The sequence below is a fragment of the Methylobacillus sp. genome, assembly GCF_036844465.1.
Taxonomy (GTDB): domain Bacteria; phylum Pseudomonadota; class Gammaproteobacteria; order Burkholderiales; family Methylophilaceae; genus Methylobacillus.
This window is the reverse complement of the sequence record NZ_DAIUFW010000005.1, coordinates 16,011-36,786: the sequence shown is the minus strand read 5'-3', so window position 1 is coordinate 36,786 and position 20,776 is coordinate 16,011. Positions and strand designations below refer to the sequence as shown.

General features: G+C 57.5%; 19 protein-coding genes and 1 tRNA gene. 15 read left to right on the top strand and 5 right to left on the bottom strand.

Annotated elements, in window-relative coordinates:
* Positions 1 to 8: 8 nt before the first annotated feature.
* The 8 genes from nadA to arsC all read left to right on the top strand — a co-directional run bounded on the left by nadA (position 9) and on the right by arsC (position 6,050).
* Entirely contained in the window at positions 9 to 1,142 is a 1,134-nt protein-coding gene (gene nadA / locus V7Z75_RS08140; RefSeq protein WP_334108120.1) for a quinolinate synthase NadA, read from the top strand.
* Between the two features lie 34 nt (positions 1,143 to 1,176).
* Entirely contained in the window at positions 1,177 to 1,932 is a 756-nt protein-coding gene (locus V7Z75_RS08135; protein ID WP_334108119.1) for an endonuclease/exonuclease/phosphatase family protein, read from the top strand.
* Positions 1,932 to 3,083, top strand: coding sequence for a cardiolipin synthase ClsB (gene clsB, locus V7Z75_RS08130; protein WP_334108118.1), 1,152 nt, complete (start codon positions 1,932 to 1,934; stop codon positions 3,081 to 3,083). Before V7Z75_RS08135 ends, clsB begins: the two co-directional genes overlap by 1 nt.
* A 111-nt stretch (positions 3,084 to 3,194) precedes the next feature.
* Entirely contained in the window at positions 3,195 to 3,524 is a 330-nt protein-coding gene (locus tag V7Z75_RS08125) for an ArsR/SmtB family transcription factor (RefSeq protein ID WP_334108117.1), read from the top strand.
* A gap of 12 nt (positions 3,525 to 3,536) precedes the next feature.
* Positions 3,537 to 4,007, top strand: a complete 471-nt coding sequence (locus tag V7Z75_RS08120; RefSeq protein WP_334108116.1) for an ArsI/CadI family heavy metal resistance metalloenzyme — start codon at positions 3,537 to 3,539, stop codon at positions 4,005 to 4,007.
* 12 nt (positions 4,008 to 4,019) lie between these two features.
* The gene (locus V7Z75_RS08115; protein WP_334108115.1) at positions 4,020 to 4,517 is read left to right on the top strand and encodes an arsenate reductase ArsC; all 498 of its coding nucleotides are present in this window, start codon (positions 4,020 to 4,022) and stop codon (positions 4,515 to 4,517) included.
* Positions 4,518 to 4,575: 58 nt separating this feature from the next.
* Entirely contained in the window at positions 4,576 to 5,613 is a 1,038-nt protein-coding gene (gene arsB / locus V7Z75_RS08110) for an ACR3 family arsenite efflux transporter (RefSeq protein ID WP_442919903.1), read from the top strand.
* A 14-nt stretch (positions 5,614 to 5,627) separates the two neighbouring features.
* Positions 5,628 to 6,050, top strand: a complete 423-nt coding sequence (gene arsC / locus V7Z75_RS08105) for an arsenate reductase (glutaredoxin) (protein WP_334108113.1) — start codon at positions 5,628 to 5,630, stop codon at positions 6,048 to 6,050.
* Positions 6,051 to 6,091: 41 nt separating this feature from the next.
* On the opposite strand, the gene V7Z75_RS08100 is transcribed toward arsC, so the two are convergent.
* Positions 6,092 to 7,048: a transposase gene (locus tag V7Z75_RS08100; protein ID WP_334108112.1), complete on the bottom strand. Its 957-nt coding sequence runs from the start codon at positions 7,046 to 7,048 to the stop codon at positions 6,092 to 6,094.
* 76 nt (positions 7,049 to 7,124) lie between these two features.
* Here V7Z75_RS08100 and V7Z75_RS08095 point away from each other — a divergent pair, with 76 nt between their 5' ends.
* Positions 7,125 to 7,679 (top strand): DUF2721 domain-containing protein, encoded by a 555-nt coding sequence (locus tag V7Z75_RS08095; RefSeq protein WP_334108111.1) that lies wholly within the window; start codon positions 7,125 to 7,127, stop codon positions 7,677 to 7,679.
* 149 nt (positions 7,680 to 7,828) lie between these two features.
* A tRNA-Thr gene (locus V7Z75_RS08090) sits at positions 7,829 to 7,904 on the top strand.
* A gap of 97 nt (positions 7,905 to 8,001) precedes the next feature.
* On the opposite strand, the gene V7Z75_RS08085 is transcribed toward V7Z75_RS08090, so the two are convergent.
* Both V7Z75_RS08085 and V7Z75_RS08080 read right to left on the bottom strand, forming a co-directional pair.
* Positions 8,002 to 10,329, bottom strand: coding sequence for a putative bifunctional diguanylate cyclase/phosphodiesterase (locus V7Z75_RS08085; protein WP_334108110.1), 2,328 nt, complete (start codon positions 10,327 to 10,329; stop codon positions 8,002 to 8,004).
* Between the two features lie 161 nt (positions 10,330 to 10,490).
* On the bottom strand, positions 10,491 to 12,038 hold the full coding sequence (locus V7Z75_RS08080; RefSeq protein WP_334108109.1) for a methyl-accepting chemotaxis protein: 1,548 nt from the start codon (positions 12,036 to 12,038) through the stop codon (positions 10,491 to 10,493).
* A gap of 247 nt (positions 12,039 to 12,285) precedes the next feature.
* Between V7Z75_RS08080 and V7Z75_RS08075 the strand changes: the two genes are divergently transcribed.
* Entirely contained in the window at positions 12,286 to 13,065 is a 780-nt protein-coding gene (locus V7Z75_RS08075) for an alpha/beta hydrolase (protein ID WP_334108108.1), read from the top strand.
* A gap of 107 nt (positions 13,066 to 13,172) precedes the next feature.
* Here V7Z75_RS08075 and V7Z75_RS08070 read toward each other — a convergent pair whose 3' ends face one another.
* Positions 13,173 to 13,424, bottom strand: a complete 252-nt coding sequence (locus V7Z75_RS08070) for a hypothetical protein (RefSeq protein ID WP_334108107.1) — start codon at positions 13,422 to 13,424, stop codon at positions 13,173 to 13,175.
* Positions 13,425 to 13,717: 293 nt separating this feature from the next.
* Here V7Z75_RS08070 and V7Z75_RS08065 point away from each other — a divergent pair, with 293 nt between their 5' ends.
* The 4 genes from V7Z75_RS08065 (at position 13,718) to V7Z75_RS08050 (ending at position 20,110) form a co-directional block, all read left to right on the top strand.
* Positions 13,718 to 14,086 carry an MliC family protein gene (locus tag V7Z75_RS08065; RefSeq protein ID WP_334108106.1) on the top strand — a complete coding sequence of 123 codons (369 nt, stop codon included), beginning with the start codon at positions 13,718 to 13,720 and terminating at the stop codon, positions 14,084 to 14,086.
* Positions 14,087 to 14,296: 210 nt separating this feature from the next.
* Positions 14,297 to 17,515: an efflux RND transporter permease subunit gene (locus V7Z75_RS08060; protein ID WP_334108105.1), complete on the top strand. Its 3,219-nt coding sequence runs from the start codon at positions 14,297 to 14,299 to the stop codon at positions 17,513 to 17,515.
* On the top strand, positions 17,505 to 18,665 hold the full coding sequence (locus tag V7Z75_RS08055) for an efflux RND transporter periplasmic adaptor subunit (RefSeq protein ID WP_334108104.1): 1,161 nt from the start codon (positions 17,505 to 17,507) through the stop codon (positions 18,663 to 18,665). The genes V7Z75_RS08060 and V7Z75_RS08055 overlap by 11 nt, the downstream gene beginning before the upstream one ends.
* Positions 18,662 to 20,110: an efflux transporter outer membrane subunit gene (locus V7Z75_RS08050; RefSeq protein WP_334108103.1), complete on the top strand. Its 1,449-nt coding sequence runs from the start codon at positions 18,662 to 18,664 to the stop codon at positions 20,108 to 20,110. The genes V7Z75_RS08055 and V7Z75_RS08050 overlap by 4 nt, the downstream gene beginning before the upstream one ends.
* A 4-nt stretch (positions 20,111 to 20,114) precedes the next feature.
* On the opposite strand, the gene V7Z75_RS08045 is transcribed toward V7Z75_RS08050, so the two are convergent.
* The coding region (locus V7Z75_RS08045) for a helix-turn-helix transcriptional regulator (RefSeq protein WP_334108102.1) at positions 20,115 to 20,776 on the bottom strand (662 nt) is incomplete at its 5' end.

Genomic DNA, 20,776 nt, shown 5'->3' with positions numbered 1-20,776 from the left:
TAACAGCCATGCAAGCAACTCTAGAGACAACAGAAAGACCAGCGGTGATCGCCGAGCCGATCAAGTTTGAGCGTTTCCAGGCGACGCAGGAGGCCGAGCTGCAGGCGCGCATCATCGCCGCCAAGAAAAAGCTCGGCAACCGGCTGGTGATCCTCGGCCATCACTACCAGCAGGAAAGCGTCTATCGTCATGCCGATTACACCGGCGATTCGCTCAAGCTCTCGCGCTTCGCTGGAGAGACTGATGCCGAGTACATCGTGTTCCTCGGCGTGCATTTCATGGCCGAGGTGGCGGACATCCTGTCGCGTCCCGAGCAGATTTCCATCCTGCCCGACCTTTCCGCCGGCTGCTCCATGGCGGACATGGCCAACCTGGCCAAGGTCGAGCGCTCGCGCCGCGAACTGTCCAAGGTGCTGGATTTCGATGCCACCATCACGCCAATCACCTATATCAATTCCGCCGCCGATCTCAAGGCGTTCTGCGGTGAGCATGGCGGCATCGTCTGCACCTCGACCAACGCCACCAAGATCATCGAGTGGGGCTTCAGGCAGCGCGAGAAAGTGCTGTTCTTCCCAGACCAGAACCTGGGTCGCTGGTCCGGCTACAAGATGGGCATCCCGCTGGAGCAGATGCCGGTGTGGGACCCAGACCTGCCGATGGGCGGTCTGACGGAAGAGCAGATCAAGAATGCCAAGATCCTGCTGTGGAAGGGCCATTGTGCCGTGCACCAGATGTTCTGCGAGCAGAACATCACGCGTTTCCGCGCCGAGCATCCCGACGGCATCGTGATTTCGCACCCGGAATCGCCGTTCGAGGTGTGCCTCAATTCAGATTACGTCGGTTCCACCGAGTACATCCTGAAAACCGTCAGCGACGCGCCTGCCGGCACGCGCTGGCTGGTGGGCACCGAGCTCAACCTGGTGAACCGCCTGGCCGAGCAGATGAAGCCGCAGGGCAAGATCGTGCAGTTCATGTCGCACGTGATCTGCGAGTGTTCCACCATGGCGCGCATCGACCCCCAGCATCTGGCATGGACATTGGAAAACCTGGCGGAAGGCAACGTGGTCAACCGCATCAAGGTGCCGGAACACGAGGCCGAGCTGGCCCGCCTGACCCTGCAACGCATGCTGGACGCATCCTGAGCCGTTATTGCACGTTTGACTGAAAGGCTGGAACTTGCAAAGCGTTATCAGGATTGCCACCTTTAACATTCACAAGGGCGTGACCAGTTTCAACGCCCGTTTTGCGCTGCACGAGCAACGAGATCTGATCCGCAAATTACAGGCAGATATCGTTTTTCTGCAGGAAGTGCGCGACCAGCACATCAAGCATAGCCGCCGTTTCAGCGCCTGGCCGCTGGACGGGCAGGTGGAATTTCTTGCCGATGCGGTCTGGAACGACTATGCCTATGGCAAGAACTCGGTCTATCCCGCCGGGCATCACGGCAATGCCTTGCTGTCCAAATATCCCATTATCAAGTACGAAAATACGGATATTTCCGCGCACCAAAGTGAGCAGCGTGGCTTGTTGCATTGTGAGATATCCATCCCCGGCTGGCAGCAGCCCCTGCACTGCATTTGCGTGCACCTAGGCCTGTTTGCCGGATGGCGCCGCAAGCAGATCGGCATACTGCGTGACCGTATCATGGAGATGGTGCCAGATGATGCGCCGTTGGTGATTGCCGGAGATTTCAATGACTGGAGCATGAGTGCAGGCCGGGAATTGGTACATGGGCTGCATCTGCATGAGGTATTCGAGCATCACGGTGATGGCAAGCCTGCGCGCAGCTTTCCATCTTTCCTGCCCATGTTCCGGCTGGACCGGATTTACGTGCGCGGCTTTCATGTCAAGCATGTGGAAGTCCACTCCGGGCCGCAGTTTGTCAAAGTATCTGACCACGCAGTATTGACTGCTGTGCTATCGAGAGTGTGATGCGCTGGCAATCCGGCAACCGTATTACCCTGCTCAGGAACGGGACCGAATTTTTCCCCGCTCTCGCTGCCTCCATCGAGGCGGCCGAACAGGAAATTCATATCCAGACCTATATCTACGAGCTGGATGATACCGGCCTGATGATAGGCGAAAAACTCAAGGCTGCCGCCATGCGCGGCGTGATGGTATACCTGTTGCTGGACGGCTTCGGCAGCCGCAAGTTGCCACAGGAGTATGTGCTGGAACTGGAAGCGTTCGGCATCAAGGTCATGTTTTACCGTCCGAAGATTTCGGCATGGTCATTCAAGCGCAGCCGTTTGCGGCGCCTGCACCGCAAAGTATCTGTGTTCGACGGCCAGCATGCCTATGTCGGTGGCATCAACATCATCGACGACATGAATGTGCCGAGTAATCTCGATGCGCCACGTGTCGACTATGCAGTGCGGGTAGAGGGCAGGCTGGTGCAAAGCATACACGCCAGTACGCGCAATCTGTGGCGTCGCCTGGCGTGGATGCATCTGCGGGAGGTTGAGGTATATTCCGCATTGCCTGAGCCTGGGTTCATCCATGGCGGTATGCGGGCTGCCTTTGTCGTGCGCGACAATGTGTTGCATCGGCGCGATATCGAGCGCGCCTATCTCAAGGCTATCGGCAAGGCGCGGGTCGAAGTCATCATTGCCAGCGCTTATTTCGTGCCGGGCAAGAAATTTCGCCAAGCGTTGATCGAGGCAGCCAGGCGCGGCGTGCGCGTGCGCTTGTTGTTGCAGGGGCGCATGGAGTATTGGCTGATGTTCGCCACGCATGAGGTGTATGGGTTACTGCTGCGCCATGGCATCGAAATCTATGAATATCGTGCCAGCTTCATGCACAGCAAGGTGGCCGTGGCTGATAGTCGCTGGGCGACGGTAGGTTCTTCCAACCTCGATCCATTCAGCCTGCTGCTGTCGCGCGAGGCCAATATTGTGGTGCAGGATAAAGCCTTCAATGCTGAGCTCAAGGCGGACCTTGAGCAGGCCATTGCGGAGAAGTCGATCCAGGTGTGCCCGGAGGACTGGTCGCGCAGGCATATGTTCAAGCGTATATTTTCGTGGGTGGTATATGTGTTGGTGCGGCTCATGATCGGCCTGGTCGGGCCGAAGGAGAAACAATAATGCTGCCAGTGCATGAGCAACTGTCTTGAAAGTCAAGCCTCGCAAGCGCGCAGACTCGATTCAATTGTGGGTGTTTTATCAATAATTCAAGAATTGATTTATTATCGAACTATGAATGAAGCCCAAGCCGTTTCCGCCCTCGGTGCCCTGGCCCACACCCAGCGTCTGCGCATCTTCCGCGCCCTGGTCGTCGCCGGCCCCGAAGGGCTCACCCCCAGCACCATGGCCGAGCAGCTTGAGGTAGTCCGCAACGCGCTCTCCTTCCATCTGAAGGAACTGGCCCACGCCGGCCTGGTCACCATCGAGCAGCAGGGCCGCAACCTGATCTACCGCGCCGACTTCACCCAAATGAATGGGCTGCTCGGCTACCTGACCGAGCACTGCTGCCAGGGCAGCACGTGCGAGGTCACCGAATCCTCCTCCGCCTGTACTTCCTGCTGAAAGGATCTCCCCATGAAGCGCTTCCACGTCCACCTGCACGTCGATGACCTGAACCGAAGCATCGGCTTCTATTCCCAATTGTTCGCCGCGCAGCCGGCGCGCGTCGAAGGCGACTACGCGAAGTGGATGCTCGAAGACCCGCCGGTGAACTTCGCCATCTCCACGCGCGGCGCTAAGCCGGGCATCGACCACCTGGGCATCCAAACCGATGATGCCGAGGAACTGGCGGCGCTGAAGGCACGCGCCGAGGCAGCCGACATGACGCTGCTGGACGAGGGCACTACCACCTGCTGCTACGCGCGCAGTGAGAAGCACTGGATCACCGACCCGCAGGGCGTGGCCTGGGAACACTTCCACACGCTGGGCAACATCCCGGTCTTCAACGAAGCGGTGCCTGCAGCGGATTCTGCCTCTGCCTGCTGCACCCCGCCGCGCGGCAAGCCGGTGGGCGTCGCGGTAAAGCCGGCTTCCTCCTGCTGCTGATGTGAGATACCCATGACCACCGACAAGACCTACAACGCACTGTTCATCTGCACGGGCAATTCGGCCCGCTCCATCCTGGCCGAAGGCATCCTCAACGAACTGGGCCAGGGGCGATTCCGCGCCTACTCGGCGGGCAGCCACCCCAAGGGCGAGGTGCATCCGCTGGCGCTCGCCACGCTGGAGCGGCTGCACATGCCGACCGCCGGCTACCGCAGCAAGAACTGGGATGAGTTCGCGGTGCCCGGTGCGCCGGAACTGGATTTCATCTTCACGGTCTGCGACAACGCCGCCGGCGAGGTCTGCCCCGTGTGGCCGGGACGCCCGATGTCTGCGCATTGGGGTGCGCCCGATCCCGCAGCCGTCGAAGGCACCGACGAGCAGAAGCGCAAGGCGTTCACAGATGCGGCGCTGACACTGAGAAGGCGCATCGAGCTGCTTCTCTTGCTGCCATTGCAGCGCCTGGATGCCATGTCGCTGCAGCACGAGCTGCGCAGCATCGGTACGAAGTGAGGTCTGCGCGATGAGTGTTGGAACCCAAACGGCCGGCCATACGCCGGCCACCTCCACCATGAGCGTCTTCGAGCGTTACCTGAGCGTCTGGGTGCTGCTGTGCATCGTCGCCGGTATCGCGCTGGGCCAGCTCGCGCCGGGCGTGTTCCAGGCCATCGGCCGCATGGAGGTCGCCCAGGTCAACTTGCCCGTGGGTCTGCTGATTTGGGTGATGATCATCCCCATGCTGCTCAAGGTGGACTTCGGCGCGCTCGGCCAGGTCAAGCAGCATTGGCGCGGTATCGGTGTGACGCTGTTCATCAACTGGGCCGTCAAGCCGTTCTCGATGGCGCTGCTGGCGTGGATCTTCATCCGCCAGGTCTTCGCGCAGTGGTTGCCCGCCGACCAGCTCGACAGCTACGTCGCTGGCCTGATTCTGCTGGCCGCCGCCCCCTGCACGGCCATGGTGTTCGTCTGGAGCCGGCTGACCGGCGGCGATCCGGTGTTCACGCTGTCTCAAGTGGCGCTAAACGACACCATCATGGTCTTCGCTTTCGCGCCCATCGTCGGCCTGCTGCTGGGCCTGTCGTCCATCACCGTGCCATGGGACACGCTACTGGTGTCGGTGGCTCTGTACATCGTCATTCCGGTGATCCTCGCGCAGCTCTGGCGACGCGCGTTGCTACGCCGAGGCCAAGCCGCCTTCGATGCAACGCTGGAGCACATCGGGCCGCTGTCGATCGCGGCGCTGCTGCTGACGCTAGTGCTGCTGTTCGCCTTCCAGGGCGAGGCCATCATCCGCCAGCCGTTGGTGATCGCCATGCTGGCGGTGCCGATCCTGATCCAGGTGTTCTTCAATTCCGGCCTGGCCTACTGGCTCAACCGCAAGGCGGGCGAGCAGCACAGCATCGCCTGTCCCTCGGCGCTGATTGGCGCCAGCAACTTCTTCGAGCTGGCCGTGGCCGCTGCCATCAGCCTGTTCGGTTTTCAGTCCGGCGCGGCGCTGGCCACCGTGGTCGGCGTGCTGATCGAGGTGCCCGTGATGCTGCTGGTGGTTCGGATCGTCAACCAAAGCAAGGGCTGGTACGAGTGTGGCCAGAGCCCAGCCCGCAGATAACCAGGACATTTCCCATGGGCGATATCACGATCTATCACAACCCGGCCTGCGGCACGTCGCGCAACGTGCTGGCCCTGATCCGCAACAGTGGCGAGGAACCCACGGTCATCGAGTACCTGAAGACCCCGCCCGACCGTGCCACGCTCACAGCGCTGATCGCCGCCATGGGCGTGCCGGTGCGCACCGTGCTGCGCGAGAAGGGCACGCCCTACGCGGAGCTGGGTCTGGATGCCCCCAAATGGAGCGACGAACAGCTGATCGGCTTCATGCTGCAGCACCCCATCCTCATCAACCGGCCCATCGTGGTCACGCCGCTGGGCACGCGCCTGTGCCGGCCGTCGGAAGCCGTGCTGGACATCCTGCCGCAGCCGCAGCGCGGTGCATTCAGCAAGGAAGACGGCGAAGCCGTGGTGGACGCGCAGGGCCACAGGGTCTAATACCTTCCGCGCAGCAGACGAGGCCGTCTGCAATCACCATTTCAGGCCGGCGCCAGTTGGTCATTCCATGGCTGTCCGCTTTTGACCATGGCATTCATGATGACCAGCAGCTTGCGCATGCAGGCCACAATGGCAACCTTTTTTGGCTTGCCAGCCGCCAGCAGGCGCTCATAGCACTGCCGTATCACGGCGTTAAAACGCATGGCGACGATGGCGGCCATATACAACGCACTCCTAACTGTGGCCCGCCCGCCGCAAATGATGCGTTTGCCGCGAGCCTGGCCCGAGTCCCGGTTCATCGGTGCGACACCCACCAGCGCACAGATCTGCTTAGCCTTGAGCTGGCCAAGCTCCGGCAGCTCGGAAATCAGCGTCGCAGCCATCGCGGGGCCAACGCCCTTGACGCTCTTGAGCAATGCGGCCAGATTGGACTGGTATTGCGCCAGGTGCTCCGCAATCCTTCGATCCAACGCCTCAAGCTGCTTCGCCAGCACATCCATCAGCTCCGCAATATCCTGCACTACCTCCGGATGCGCCATGTGTTTGCGCTGGCGCTCGCTGACCAGCAAGCGCACCAACTGCCGACGCCGAAGAACCAACGCACGCAGCTGCTGTTGTGCCTGGTCAGGCATCGATTTGATGAAGCGATCCCGATCAGAGCGCTGATTCAGCACCTGTGCCAGTTCCGCCAGCATCCTGGCATCCACGCTGTCGGTCTTGACCAATCGCCCCATGGCCTTGGCGAAGTCCCGGGCCTGCCGAGGGTTGATGACGACGACAGCGAATCCCGCAGTCTGGAGAGCGCAAGCACAGGCCAGTTGGTACTGGCCGGTCGCTTCCATCACGATCAGCGAGATCTGATGGCTCTTCAACACTTCGATCAACGCTTGATGCCCGGCACCATCGTTGCTGAATATGGCCGTGGACTGCTCGTGCCCGATGGCTACATCCATGGTCTTCTTGGAGATGTCGATACCGACTGCAATTTGATTGGCCATGATCCCCGCGTCCCTTCCTTGTAAATGCGAACGGCGTTCACGCAACTGTTCGGGCTTTCAGAGATCGGGCGCAAGCATGCGCCCAGGACTCACGCACGGGCTCAAGAGGCACCGAGGGATGACGGGCTACATGCTGCGGCCAACCCCGAACCCTGACAGGTTCGGGCGTGACGGCATCGCCGAACACGCACCTCAAAGATACAAGGGATTGGATGTCGCCAGCGTTGCCAATGTAATCCAATTGGCAGTCGCCCCGGCTTTCCTGCTTACCGGCAGTGGCGCCATGCTGGCGGTAATGGCAGGACGTTTGGCGCGTGTGGTGGACCGTTTTCGCGAACTGCATGAATCAGATGGCTGGAAGCATGAGCAGAAGTCGATCGAGATGCAGCTGCTGCTCAAGCGTTCACGCTGGATACACCGCGCGATTACCTTATCCACCTTGGCGGCATTGCTGGTGTGTATTGTGATTGCCACTTTGTTTGCCGCAGTGGAAGTGGGCTGGAATCCCTCCAGGCTGATATCCCTGCTGTTTATCTGCGCCATGGGCTCACTGATTTCCGGCATGTTGTGCTTCCTGCGCGAAATCGCCCTGTCCACCGATATCATCGAAGAATTCCCAGCTAGCTCTTAGCGACTGACATCGTTCTTCTGGGATGGCAGTTTTTCTGCCATGCGGTTGGTAATGTCTATAGCCAAACGATTGGTCAGATTGCTGCGCAGTTTTGCACAGGACTCTGGATTCAGTGCGGGATTGCGATAAAATACACACCATCGCTCGTCGCCGGTGTAGCTCAGTTGGTAGAGCAGCGCATTCGTAATGCGAAGGTCGGGGGTTCGACTCCTCTCACCGGCACCACACTCAAGTTCAACCAGTTCCATGCCGTCCTGCAACACGCGCCAATACGGGATATATCGTATATTTTCCATTCGATAGCATCCCAATAACGTTATCATCAAGCAGGTGCGTAAACTGCCTGTTGCAAGCTGCTGCCGAGAGTGAGTTTATTGACCTGGGCTGCATATTGGTCAGTGGGCATGGGGTGGCCATATAAATATCCTTGCACTGCCATGCAGCCTTCCGCGCGCACGAGGTCGAGTTGTTCGGCGGTTTCCACGCCTTCCGCAACCGTGACTACGTGCAGCCGCTTGCCCAGGTCGGCAATGACCTTGACCACTGCGGCGCAATCGGGTCGGTTGACGGCATCCTTGACAAACGAGCCGTCGATCTTGATCTTGTCGAACGGGAAGGCGCGCAGATGGGCGAGAGAGGAGTAGCCGGTGCCGAAGTCGTCCAGGGCAATGCGCACGCCCATGTCGCGCAATTGCTGTAGTTCGTCAATGCCTTGCTGGGCGCTGTTGAGCAAGGCGGTTTCGGTGATTTCTATTTCCAGGCGGCCTGGCGGCAGGCCAGTATCGGCCAGAGTTGACTGAACCATGCTAACCAGGGTGCCTTTGCCGATCAATTCGGCGGAAATGTTGACGGCAACGCTTACATGCTCTTCCCATTCAGAAGCATCTTTGCAGGCATGGAAGATGACAAATTGACTTAGACGCCCAATCAGTCCGATCTGCTCCGCGACAGGAATGAACTCGCTGGGTGAAACCCAGCCGCGTTGTGGATGATGCCAGCGTACCAGGGCCTCGCGGGTAGTGGTCCTGCCGGTTTCGATATCCACGATGGGCTGGTAGAAAACAAAGAGGTTTTCATTGTGCTCCAGCGCGGAGCGCAGGTTCATTTCGAGATATACATGTTCCTGGATGCGTTCTTCCATGGCGATGGTAAATGTCTTGAATGTGCATTTTCCCATCGCTTTGGCCGCATACAAGGCAATATCCGCCCGCGATAACAGCACTTCTGCGGTGTTGCCATGCTGTGGCGCCAGGGAAATGCCGATGGAGGCACCGATATTGACGCTGACATCCTGGTCGAGATGGAATGGCAGCGAGATGATGTTGACTAGGGAATCGGCCAGGGTTTCAGCCTGTTGGAGGGTGGAATGCTCCAGCAGAACGGCAAATTCGTCGCCGCCAAGCCTGCCTATAGTGCTACCCATTTCCTGGCAGGCGTTGCGCAAGCGGTCGGCTACCTGCTTGAGCAGAATATCGCCGGTACGGTGGCCCTTGGAGTCATTGACCAGCTTGAACCCATCCAGGTCGATAAACAGTATGCCCACCTGGCTACCCGGTGCCTGCAGGCTCTCTGTGAGTTGTTCATAAAATCGGCTGCGGTTGTAGAAGCGGGTCAGGGTGTCGTAATGGGCCAGTTGCAGAATCTGGTTTTCAGCCTCGACTTCCTTGGTGATGAGCGCTAGGTTCAGCATGGGGGCGATATAGCGGCCATCATGGTCGTGCACGGCGGATACCTGCAAATCCAGGATTTCCGGCCCCAGTCTGATGTGAGCATGATGAGGAAGGTTCTTGGAATCGGCGAGCAGGCGGCGCTGATGCTCCGGGTGTTTATGGAAGATATCAATGGAGCTGCCCAGCAGGTTTTCCGCCTTGATCGGCAGCAGGTGCTCGATGTTTCTGATCAGGCTGATGGCGGTGGCATTGGCATAATTGATCCGAAAGGTGGCCAGGTCGATGGTCATGGCAGCCATGGGCATGTCGTTCAGCATGTGCAACAGCTTGCCTTGCTCTCGCATTTGCTTGCGTAGCTCGGCCTGGGCGCTAATCATGCGGGCAAAGTCGCGGCTCTGGATCAGGACGATGATGACCGAAGCAGCCAGTACCAGCAGTATATTGACTGCCATGGCCTTGAGTGCCATCACCTCGATTGTGACGAGGAAACCGATAAAAAAGATCCCCATGACTGCTGCCACGATCAATGCGGCGGATGCCAGGTGGATCAGGCAAAACATGGTGCTGATCAGGGAAATGGCAAGAAAAAGAACCACATGACTTTGGGTATAGTTATCCCCATGCGGAAACAGCAGCATGGCCCAGATCAGGAATGAAATGGGTAATATTGCGGACAGCTTATTGGTACGCTTGGCTTCCTTGATGGCGATTTTCGGCGTGAGGGCTATATTGCGGTTGCGCCACCAGGTAATGGTCCTGGCCGTGCAAATGAGAGTGAAAAAACTGGCAATGGGCAGCGTCATGCCAAAAGGAGCTGAGTCGATAAAATTGATTGCCAGCACCCAGCTATTGGCCAACAGGATGCAATATAACAAGGGAATGAAGCGCGATAGCTCGGTGCATTTCGCGCAAAGCAATTCTGGATCATTGATCGGGATGGCAACCAGTTCCCTTATTTTTCGCAGCGCATTGATGATCATGTGTGTGCCTCCCCGGCACGACTGTCTTTTCGGATGAATTGCCCAGTATTTATCTTTATCGTGGAAATACATGCCATTCTTTAGCTGTCATGGCGGGCAGCTGACATTTGTTTGCTAATCTCTCCCGGCATTTTTTCGGAAGAGATCAGGCAGGCTATCTTCTAGCCGATCTTGAAGATTTGTACGGCCTGCCTCAGGTTGTTCGCCTGGTTATCCAGTGCAGAGGCGGTTGCTGCGGCTTCTTCCACCAGCGCCGCATTTTGCTGAGTTGCTTCATCCATGATGGAAATAGCCACTTTCACCTGGGCAATGCCATCGGCTTGTTCCCGTGAGGCGTTGGCGATTTCCTCGATCATGGTGGCGACCTGGTTCACCGAGGTAGCGACTTCGTGAATCGTCTCGCCAGCCGCGGTGACCTGGCGCGTGCCCGCATTCACGACCTCGCTTGAGGAAACGATGAGCGTCTTGATTTCCCTGGCGGCGCTGGCGCTGCGCTGTGCCAGGGAGCGGACTTCGCTGGCAACCACGGCAAAGCCCTTGCCTTGTTCACCTGCCCTGGCAGCTTCCACCGCGGCATTCAGCGCGAGGATATTGGTCTGGAACGCAATCCCGTCAATCATGCTGGTGATTTCCTCTATCTGCCGGGATTGAGTATTGATTTCCTGCATGATCTTCACCACCTCGGCCATGGTGGCCTCGCTTCGCGTGGCAACGCTGGTCGCATCCTGCATCAGGTTGCTCGCCGTCCTGGCATGGTCTGCATTGTTGGCCACGGTTTGCGCCAGTTCTTCCATGCTGGTGGCGGTTTCTTCAAGGGAGGAGGCCTGCTGTTCCGTGCGGCGTGACAGGTCATTATTGCCGGAAGCAATCTCGTTGGTGCCGGTGTTGATCTGCTCCACGCCTTCCCGTACCGTGCCGACGGTGCGCGCCAAGCTATTCTTCATGTCGATCAGGTAGGGATAGATTTGCCCCGGACAATTCTTGCCGAAAAGTGCGATATGAAAAGTCAGGTCGCCATCAGCGATTTTCTGGAAATATTCCTTCACCTGGTCCAGCGGCGTGCGCACGAAATGGACGATGTAGCGGTCAGCCAGTAGCAGTAATACCAGGAACAGGGCAAGCACCCCGCCAAGAATGACCATCATCAACCTGCGGTCGCTGCGGGTATTTTCCATCATGGTTTGATATTGCTGTTCCATCCGGCTATTGAAGGTGGCGATGGTGTCGCCAAACTGCTGGCTGGCGGCGTTGATGCTGCTGGCATCGTGCTGCCTGGCTTGCTCAAGGTTGCCGCTATCCAGCAGTTGCGCCAGCTTGTGCAGTCCGTTCTGCGCCAGCGCCTGGTATTGGGCCTTGATGTCCTGGCTGGTCTGTCCATCGGCATGTTGCAGAAATGTATTGAAACTGGCCTCTGCCTTGGCAAGTGCGTTAGCTGCCGCCAGGGATTCCGCACGGCTGGCATCCTTGGCGTCTAATGCAAGATATTCGCTTTGCCGGCTCAGGTGCAGTCTGGCTTGCATGAGCTGGTTGTTGGCCTGGCTCAATGTCTCGCTTTGTTGCAGAAGCCGGTGGTGTGATTCCAGCCTGCTGTTCGCATTGTTCAGGTTTTTCAGGCTCAATCCTGCAAGGGTGATGAACAGGATACTGATGAAGATCAGCATAATGATGACCATGCGGTGGACGGTAATATCTTTCAGGAACTGTTTCATAGCATTCTCTTATTGGTGATTATTGAATAAAGGTTATTAGTTCTGATAATTGACAAATGTATTTATGCAGGTTAACGGCATAAAAAGCATATATTTGACAATACATTAAAAAATAAGCAAATTGCGGTAGGGTGGAGGCTGATGAAAGTAGGGTACTTATCCGTCTGGATGGATAATGGTTTCCTGGTGGCGATGGTTAACAATGCTAGTATTCAGCCCATTGATTGAATGGGCAGGATGTTACGGAATGGCAGTATTGAAGGAGTCACAAAACATCACGATCCCCAATGCTGATGGATTGAGATTGGCAGCCAGGCTGGAGTTGCCTGACGGCCCATTGCTGGGAATGGCCATGATTGCGCCCGCGTTCGGCTGCGGCAAGGATATATTGATTGCCTCCAGAGCTGCACGTTGTTTGCTCCAGTACGGCATAGGCACGCTGCGGCTGGACTTTACCGGCATCGGGCAGAGCGAAGGCGATTTTTCGCTCACCAACCTGGATACCCAGATACAGGATTTCACCAGTGCAGCCGACTGGTTGCGGCAGCACGTCCGCGCGCCCGACATTTTGATCGGCCATAGCTTTGGCGGGCTGGTGGCGCTGAATGCATGCGGCCTTATCCCTGAAACCAAGGCCTGCGTCACCATTGCCACGCCCAATAGCCCTGCTCATGTACTGGAGATCATTGGTGCGGAAAAAACCCATGAAATCGAGCAGGATGGTGCGACTCGGATAGAAGTGAACCGCCAGCCTTATACCTTGCGCCGGCAGTTTGTTGATAACGCCCGACAGTTCCAGATGGCTGATGCCATGCGGCGTCTCAAAGTGCCGTTGTTGATGATGCATTCTCCCCGGGATGACATGGTGCCCCTGCACCATGCCCAGGCAATGTTTGAAGCTGCGCCGCTTCCCAAGAGTCTGATGATGATAGAAGACGCGGACCATATGGTGTATGAGCGTCCGGCGGCGGAATTTGTGGTGGATACCATTGGTTTGTGGAGCAGGCGTTATCTGGGGCGTGAGTAGTCATAGCCTGTTTGCGCCCGCCCGACTTTCCTATACGGTATGAAGTCGCCGGGATTATTTTGTCCTGAATAGCTGCATGGATTTTCTCAGGGTTTCCGTCAGTTCGTTCAGCGTATCTGCGGCAGATGCAGATGCTTCTGCCCATGACGCATCCTGGGGCGCGCCCGTCTCAGCCTGCTCCCTTGCAACGCGGGCAATCTCCTTGATCTGCCGGGACTGATGATGTGGATTTCCTGTACCGCCTGAATCAGCCCGTTCAGGGCGAATGCCTGTTGCCGGGTAAGTGCGGCTGCATTTGACATGCTTTCTGCGGGCTGCTGTTCTGTATGGGGCGGAAGTTCCTGATGCGATGATTTCATGACATCCTTTCCATCATTTGTAATGATTGAATGAAGCTATCTGATTTTTCTTGGCAATATAATACCGACATAAAAGCAAATTAATTTAAATTTATAAGCAAATATCTTTAATTTACTTTTGTGGAAATGCAGAAGTTTGTCTGTGCAATAGAGGAGGCAGCGCTATCCACTAAAATGGTGGCGGCAGTTAAAATGCTGTTTCCTTGACGACAGGAAAATGCCGGCAAGGGAATTTAAAATGTTTGCCTTGGTCACAGGGCGTGTCATTAATAGATTTGAATAAGGTTCATGTAATGCATTTTCGGGGATTGATCGGCAAGTTGGCGGTATTGGTTACGCTTGGCAGTATGTTGACGGCATGTGGCGGAGCCAGCCTATGGCCGTTTGGCGATGATGAAGCGGGCGCGCGATCCCGTGGGCCTGCAGGTTCCACTGAGTATCGTTGCGACAAGGGCCGCAAGTTTTATGTCAAGGTGGCAGATGCTGGCAAGACGGCCTGGCTGGTCTTGCCAGACCGCGAAGTATTGCTGAACCAGGCTGAAGCCGGACGTTACAGTAACGGCATTACCACCCTGGCGCTGGAGGGCGAGACAGCAACGCTCGATGATGGTTATAAGCGTGACTACAACGACTGCAAAGCTACTCTGCCGGTGAAGAAATAACTTAACTTGCAAGCAACTCTTGTAGTGGGGCCACTCCTGAGGGGTGGTTTTTTTGCTATATGCGTACTGTAAAACCTCATTTCTGCAGGGGCATAATGGCAAGATCGAGCAACAAAGTGGCAGTATTGATTAAGCGAGACCGAGATGATCACTGGATAATTGCCACGATCAAGTGATTCCGTCAAACCAGTTCATCATGGTAATTCCTATATGTTAGGCATCGTCAAAGTCGCGCTCAGGCGTCCCTATACATTCGTCGTCATGGCGATCCTGATCATGATTGCCGGGATATTGTCCGCGCTGCGGATGCCAACGGATATTTTCCCTGATATTCGTATCCCCGTGATTGCGGTAGTTTGGCAATATGCCGGGATGTCGCCGGACCAGATGACCGGGCGCATCATTACACCGTATCAGCGTTCGCTGACGACCACGGTCAACGGCATTGAGCATATCGAATCCAACTCATATACCGGCTTCGGTGTCGTCAAGATTTTTTTCCAGCCTGGAGTCAATATATCCACGGCCAATGCCCAAGTGACTGCCATGGCGCAATCCATGTTGCGGCAGTTGCCGAGCGGCACGCAACCCCCTTTGATTCTTAACTATAACGCATCCACTGTGCCTATTCTGCAGCTGGCATTGGCAGGTACAGGCTTGACCGAGCAGAATCTGGCGGATCTGGGCATGAATGCGGTACGCACGCGCCTGGTGACAGTGCCGGGTGCGGCGATTCCTTATCCATTCGGCGGCAAGACGCGACAGGTGCAGATCGACCTTGACCCGGATGCGATGCAGGCGCGTGGACTTTCTGGTCAGGATGTAGCCAATGCATTGGCGGCGCAGAACCTGATTTTGCCTGCCGGGACGCAGAAAATCGGCAATTTTGAATATACGATCCAGCTCAATAATGCGCCTTCCGCGCTGGAAGAGTTGGGAGATTTACCGATCAAGGTGGTAAATGGCGCCACGGTTCATATCCGGGACGTGGCGCAGGTGCGGGATGGCAACCCGCCGCAGACCAATGTGGTGCATGTGGATGGTGCGCGCTCGGTATTGATGTCGGTGCTGAAGAATGGTGCGACCTCCACGCTGGCGATCGTGGCGGGCATCAAGGATAAGCTGGCCGAGATCAAGCCTACCCTGCCCGACGAGCTGGAGGTGCGGCCTATCAACGATCAGTCGATTTTCGTCAGCGCCGCCATCAAGGGTGTGGTGCTGGAGGGATGTATTGCTGCTGCCTTGACCAGTGTCATGATCCTGCTGTTCCTGGGGAGCTGGCGTTCGACGGTCATCATTGCCATTTCCATTCCCTTATCGATTCTGGGTGCCATTGCCGGACTGGCGATGGCGGGAGAAACGCTGAATATCATGACCCTGGGCGGGCTGGCGCTGGCTGTCGGCATCCTGGTGGATGATGCCACGGTGACGATAGAGAACATCAACTGGCATTTGGAGCAGGGCAAGCCGGTGGAGCCCGCCATCCTGGACGGCGCGCGCCAGATTGTGACCCCGGCGTTTGTATCGCTGCTGTGCATTTGTATCGTATTTGTGCCGATGTTTTTCCTTGAAGGCGTGTCGCGATTCCTGTTTGTGCCCATGGCGGAATCCGTGATGTTCGCGATGATCAGCTCTTTCATCCTGTCACGGACGCTGGTGCCAACCATGGCGAAGTATCTGTTGAGGCCACATGCGCCGCATACGGATTTGCATGGCAACAACCAGTCGCTGCCGCCATCACGCAATCCGCTGGTGCGATTCCAGCGTGGTTTTGAGGAGCGATTCGAGCATTTCCGCGACGGTTATCAGGGCGTGTTGGTGCTGATGCTGGCCAAGCGACGGAAATTCATTGCCGCATTCCTGGCATTTATCATGCTCAGCTTTGCCTTGGTGCCATCGCTGGGACGCAATTTCTTCCCTGATGTGGATGGCGGACAGATTCTCATGCATGTGCGTGTGCCAGTAGGCACGAGACTGGAGGAAACTGCTGCCCGGTTTGCCAACATCCAGACCGCGATCCGCAACATCATTCCATCCAATGAAATTGAAACCATGGTGGATAATATTGGCATGCCGATCAGCGGTATCAACCTGGCCTATAACAATACCGGGGTCATCGGCGTGCAGGACGGGGATATCCAGATTGCGCTGACGCGGGAGCACAAACCGACAGCGGAGTATGTCAAGCGTTTACGCGAGGAGCTGCCGCGCTTGTTCCCGGATACAACCTTTACCTTCCCGCCTGCGGATATCGTGAGCCAGATTCTCAATTTCGGCTCGCCAGCGCCGATTGATCTGCAGATACGCGGCAACAATCTGCAGGCTAATTTCGATTATGCCAACCAGCTGGTGGCGGAAATTCGCAAGGTGCCAGGCATTGCCGATGTACGCGTACAGCAGTCGCGCCGCCAACCCGTGCTTAAAGTGGATATGGACCGTTCGCGCGCGCAGGAAGTCGGCCTGAATACGCGCGATGTCACCAATAATATGGTCGTGACGCTGGCGGGCAGCAGTCAGGTAGCGCCCACTTTCTGGCTGAATCCGGCCAATGGCGTTTCCTATCCAATTGTGATGCAAACACCGCAATACCGCATGGATAGCTTGTCAGCACTGGAAAATCTGCCTATCAATGGCAGCGCATCCGGCGCTACGCCGCAGATACTTGGTGGTTTGGCGACCTTCTCGCGCAGCAATGCCAACGCACTGGTCAGCCAGTACGATATCCAACCCATGGTGCAGATCAATGCCACCACGCAGGGCCGCGACCTGGGCGCGGTGGCAAAGGATATCCGCCAGATTCTGGCTGCACATGCCGACAGTATGCCCAAGGGCTCCAATGTTGCATTGCTGGGGCAGGTGCAGACCATGGAGCAGGCTTTCTCCGGTTTATTGTTCGGGCTGGTGGGTGCCATTGTCCTGATTTATTTGTTGATTGTGGTGAACTTCCAGTCCTGGAGCGATGCTTTCGTGATTGTCAGTGCCTTGCCGGCAGCGCTTGCTGGCATTGTCTGGATGCTGTTTGCCAGTTTTACACCATTATCGGTGCCCGCCTTGACGGGGGCTATCATGTGCATGGGGGTAGCGACGGCCAATAGTGTGCTGGTGATCAGCTTCGCGCGTGAGCGCCTCGCCGAGCTAGGCAATGCAACCCAGGCAGCTATCGAAGCAGGGTTTGTGCGATTCCGCCCGGTATTGATGACCGCATTGGCAATGATGATCGGTATGGCGCCGATGGCGCTGGGCCTGGGCGAGGGTGGCGAACAGAATGCGCCGCTCGGCCGCGCCGTGATCGGCGGCTTGCTGTTCGCAACTGTCACCACGCTGATTTTTGTGCCGGTGGTGTTTAGCGTTGTGCACCGTCATTACCGCAAGCCTGATGTAGAAAAGAATGTAGGGAACTCAAGTCATGGAGAAGTCAATGTCATCTGATCTGAACGCGCCGCGCCGTATTGTGCGTAAAGGCAGCCTGATCGCTGCCCTGGTGGCAATTGCTATTGTGGCCTACGGTCTGACGATACGCGCCAAGGAAAGCGAGGCGCTCAGGCAATGGACGGATGACCAGGCAATTCCATCTGTGGCCTTAGTCAGCCCTGTCAGCGATAGCAGTGCACGCACGCTGGAATTGCCCGCGCGACTGGAAGCCTTTGCCCGCGCCCCCATTTATGCACGAGTGAGCGGTTACCTCAAGCAATGGAATGCCGATATCGGCAGCAAGGTCAGGACAGGACAGGTGCTGGGCGAGATCGAGACGCCCGACCTTGATCAGCAGTTGCTGCAGGCCAGGGCTGACGTCGCCACTGCCAAGGTAAACGCCGAGTTGGCCGGAACGACTGCCAAGCGCTGGCAATCCATGTTGAACACGGATTCTGTCTCCAGACAGGAAGTGGATGAGCGCGTCGGCGACTATGCCGCCAAGCAGGCTATCCTGCAGGCGGCGCAAGCCAATCTCGACCGCATGCAGGCTACCAAGGGATTCACCAGGCTGGTGGCGCCTTTTGACGGCGTGGTGACGGCGCGTGCTACCGATATCGGCGCGTTGATCAATGCAGGCGATGCGGGCCAACCGCTGTTTGTCGTCTCCGATACGCGCAAGCTGCGCCTATATGTCAATGTGCCGCAGAACTACGTACCTTCCATTGGCAAGGATACGGTCGCGAAAGTGAGCATTCCCGGACGTCCGGGTACAGTCTATACCGCCAGGCTGGTCGCCTCCGCGCAAGCGGTGGATGCAGCCTCCGGCACTACATTGTTCCAGTTCCTGGTGCCGAACGAAGGTGGTGAATTGCTGCCCGGCGGCTTTGCCAGGGCCAGCCTGGAGCTACCTGCCAACGTAGCGACGTTGAGCATTCCTGCCAGTGCCTTGATCATGCGGCAGGGTGGTATGAAAGTGGCTGTGGTGGATGCGAATAATAAGGTAGTGCTCAAGCCGGTGACGATTGCAAGGGACCTGGGCAGGACACTGGAAATCAGCGCAGGCATTGAAGCGGGCGACAAGTTGGTGGATAGTCCGGCGGACGATATTGCTGATGGTATGCAGGTGCGAGCCATCTCCAGCGCCAATGAAGGGGCTGGCAAGTGAGCGCCAGGCAATATGCGCTGGCTGGCGGGCTGATGGTCTTGCTGGGCGCTTGCTCGTTTGCGCCCGAGCTCAAGTTGCCGGAGGTTCCGGTAGCGCAGGCTTATAAGGAAGCGCAGCCCTGGGTAGCCGCACAGCCTGCCGACCAATTGCCGCGAGGCCCATGGTGGAAGCTGTATGGCGATGCCGAACTGGATACTCTGCAGGATCGGCTGGTTGCTAATAGTCCAGACCTCTCGGCAGCGCTGGCCCGCTATCAGCAAGCGCTCGCCTATAGCGATCAGGCACGTGCCGGGCTGTTTCCCAGCTTGTCCGCCAATGGACAGGCCGGGCGCAACCGCGCTTCTGAAAACCGTCCGCTCGTCTCGCCAAATAGTGCTGTTTCACCGGTATATTCGAACTACAGCATAGGCTTGCAGGCTGATTATGAACTGGACCTGTGGGGGCGCGTCCGCAATACCGTGCAGGCAGGAGAAGCGCAGGCCGCGGCTATGGCGGCTGACCTGGAATCGGTACGTTTGAGTCTGCAGGCCCAGCTTGCCGATAGTTTTATCCTCCTGCGTGGTCTGGACCAGCAATTGCAATTGCTGGAAGAAACCGTGCAGGCCAATGACAAAGCCTTGGTGTTGACGCGCACCCGGCATGAAGCCGGTATCGTGCCTGGCCTTGATGTGAGCCGCGCCCAGACGCAGCTGGAAGCGACCCGCTCACAGCTTGAGCAGCTCAAGGCGCAACGCGCGGTGGTGGAGCATGCGATCGCTGCCTTGGTTGGCGAATCGCCTTCCAGTTTCAGCATCGCCAGCCAGCAGGTGCCGATTACCTTGCCGCAGATTCCCGTGAGCGTGCCTTCCACCTTGTTGCAGCGCAGGCCGGATATTGCCTCGGCGCAAAGGCGCGTGGCGGCGGCCAATGCCAGCGTGGGCGTGGCAAAAACGGCATTCTTTCCCGCGCTGAGCCTGAGCGCGGCATTTGGCTATCAAAGCATTTCCACCGGCAACTGGCTGAGCGCGCCGAGCAATTTCTGGGCTATCGGCCCGGCTATGGTATTCCAGCTATTCGATGGCGGTCGCCGCAAAGCGCAGGTGGCGCAAGCCGAAGCTGTGCTGGACGAAACTGGCGCGAATTACCGCAGCGTGGTACTGGAGGCTTTCCAGCAGGTGGAAGACAACCTGGCCCGCCTCCATCATTATCAGGTGGCAGCCACTGCTGAACAAACGGCTGCCGGAGCGGCGCGGAAATCCACGGAGTTTGCGCTGAGCCGGTATCGCGAAGGCGCGGCGAATTATCTGGAAGTGACCTCGGCGCAAACCCAGGCGCTGGATACTCAGCGAAACCTGCTGATTCTGCAAGTCAGCCAATTGCGCGCCAGCGTCGATCTGATCCGCGCTCTGGGCGGCGGATGGCAGCAATCTCAAGCGGTTGATGCAAGCCTGGGTGCTGCTGACTAATTACTTATCTGGAAGCCGGTTTTTCCTGTGACCAGCGCGTCAGGTAATTGCTGGGAGATTCACCCATGGAGCGCGTGAACATGCTGGTGAAGCCTGCTGTGCTTTCATAGCCCAGCGTCAGGGCGATATTAGTGATGCTGATGCCCTCAGTCAGCATTTCGACGGCGCGTATCAGGCACAATTGCTGGCGCCATGCGGAAAATGTCATGCCGGTTTCTTTCTGGAACAATCGCGCCAGGGTTCTGGCGCTGGCACCTGCGATCTGCGCCCATTCCTCGATATTGCGGTCATCTCCCGGTGACTGGTGCAGCCTCTCTGTCACACGGCGCAGGCGAGAATCCCTACCCTCTGGCAGGAACAGCGGCGCCTGCTTGGCAATGCTGATCTGATCGACCAATACCTGCATCAGCCTGTGTTCCGGCCCGTGCAGGGCGTACTGGTTGTTGATGGCAACCGCATGCGTGACCAATTCGCGCAGCAACGGGGTCAGCGTGATGACGCAGCAGCGCATGGGCAGGTTGTCCAGTAATTCCGGCGCGATGAATACCGTTTGCATTTCCGAGGGCTGGGTATAGGTGACGCTGTGGGCGGCAGCGCTGGGTATCCAGCAGGCCCGGCCCGGTGGCGTGATCCAGGAGCCATCCCGCGATTCGACGCGCATGCTGC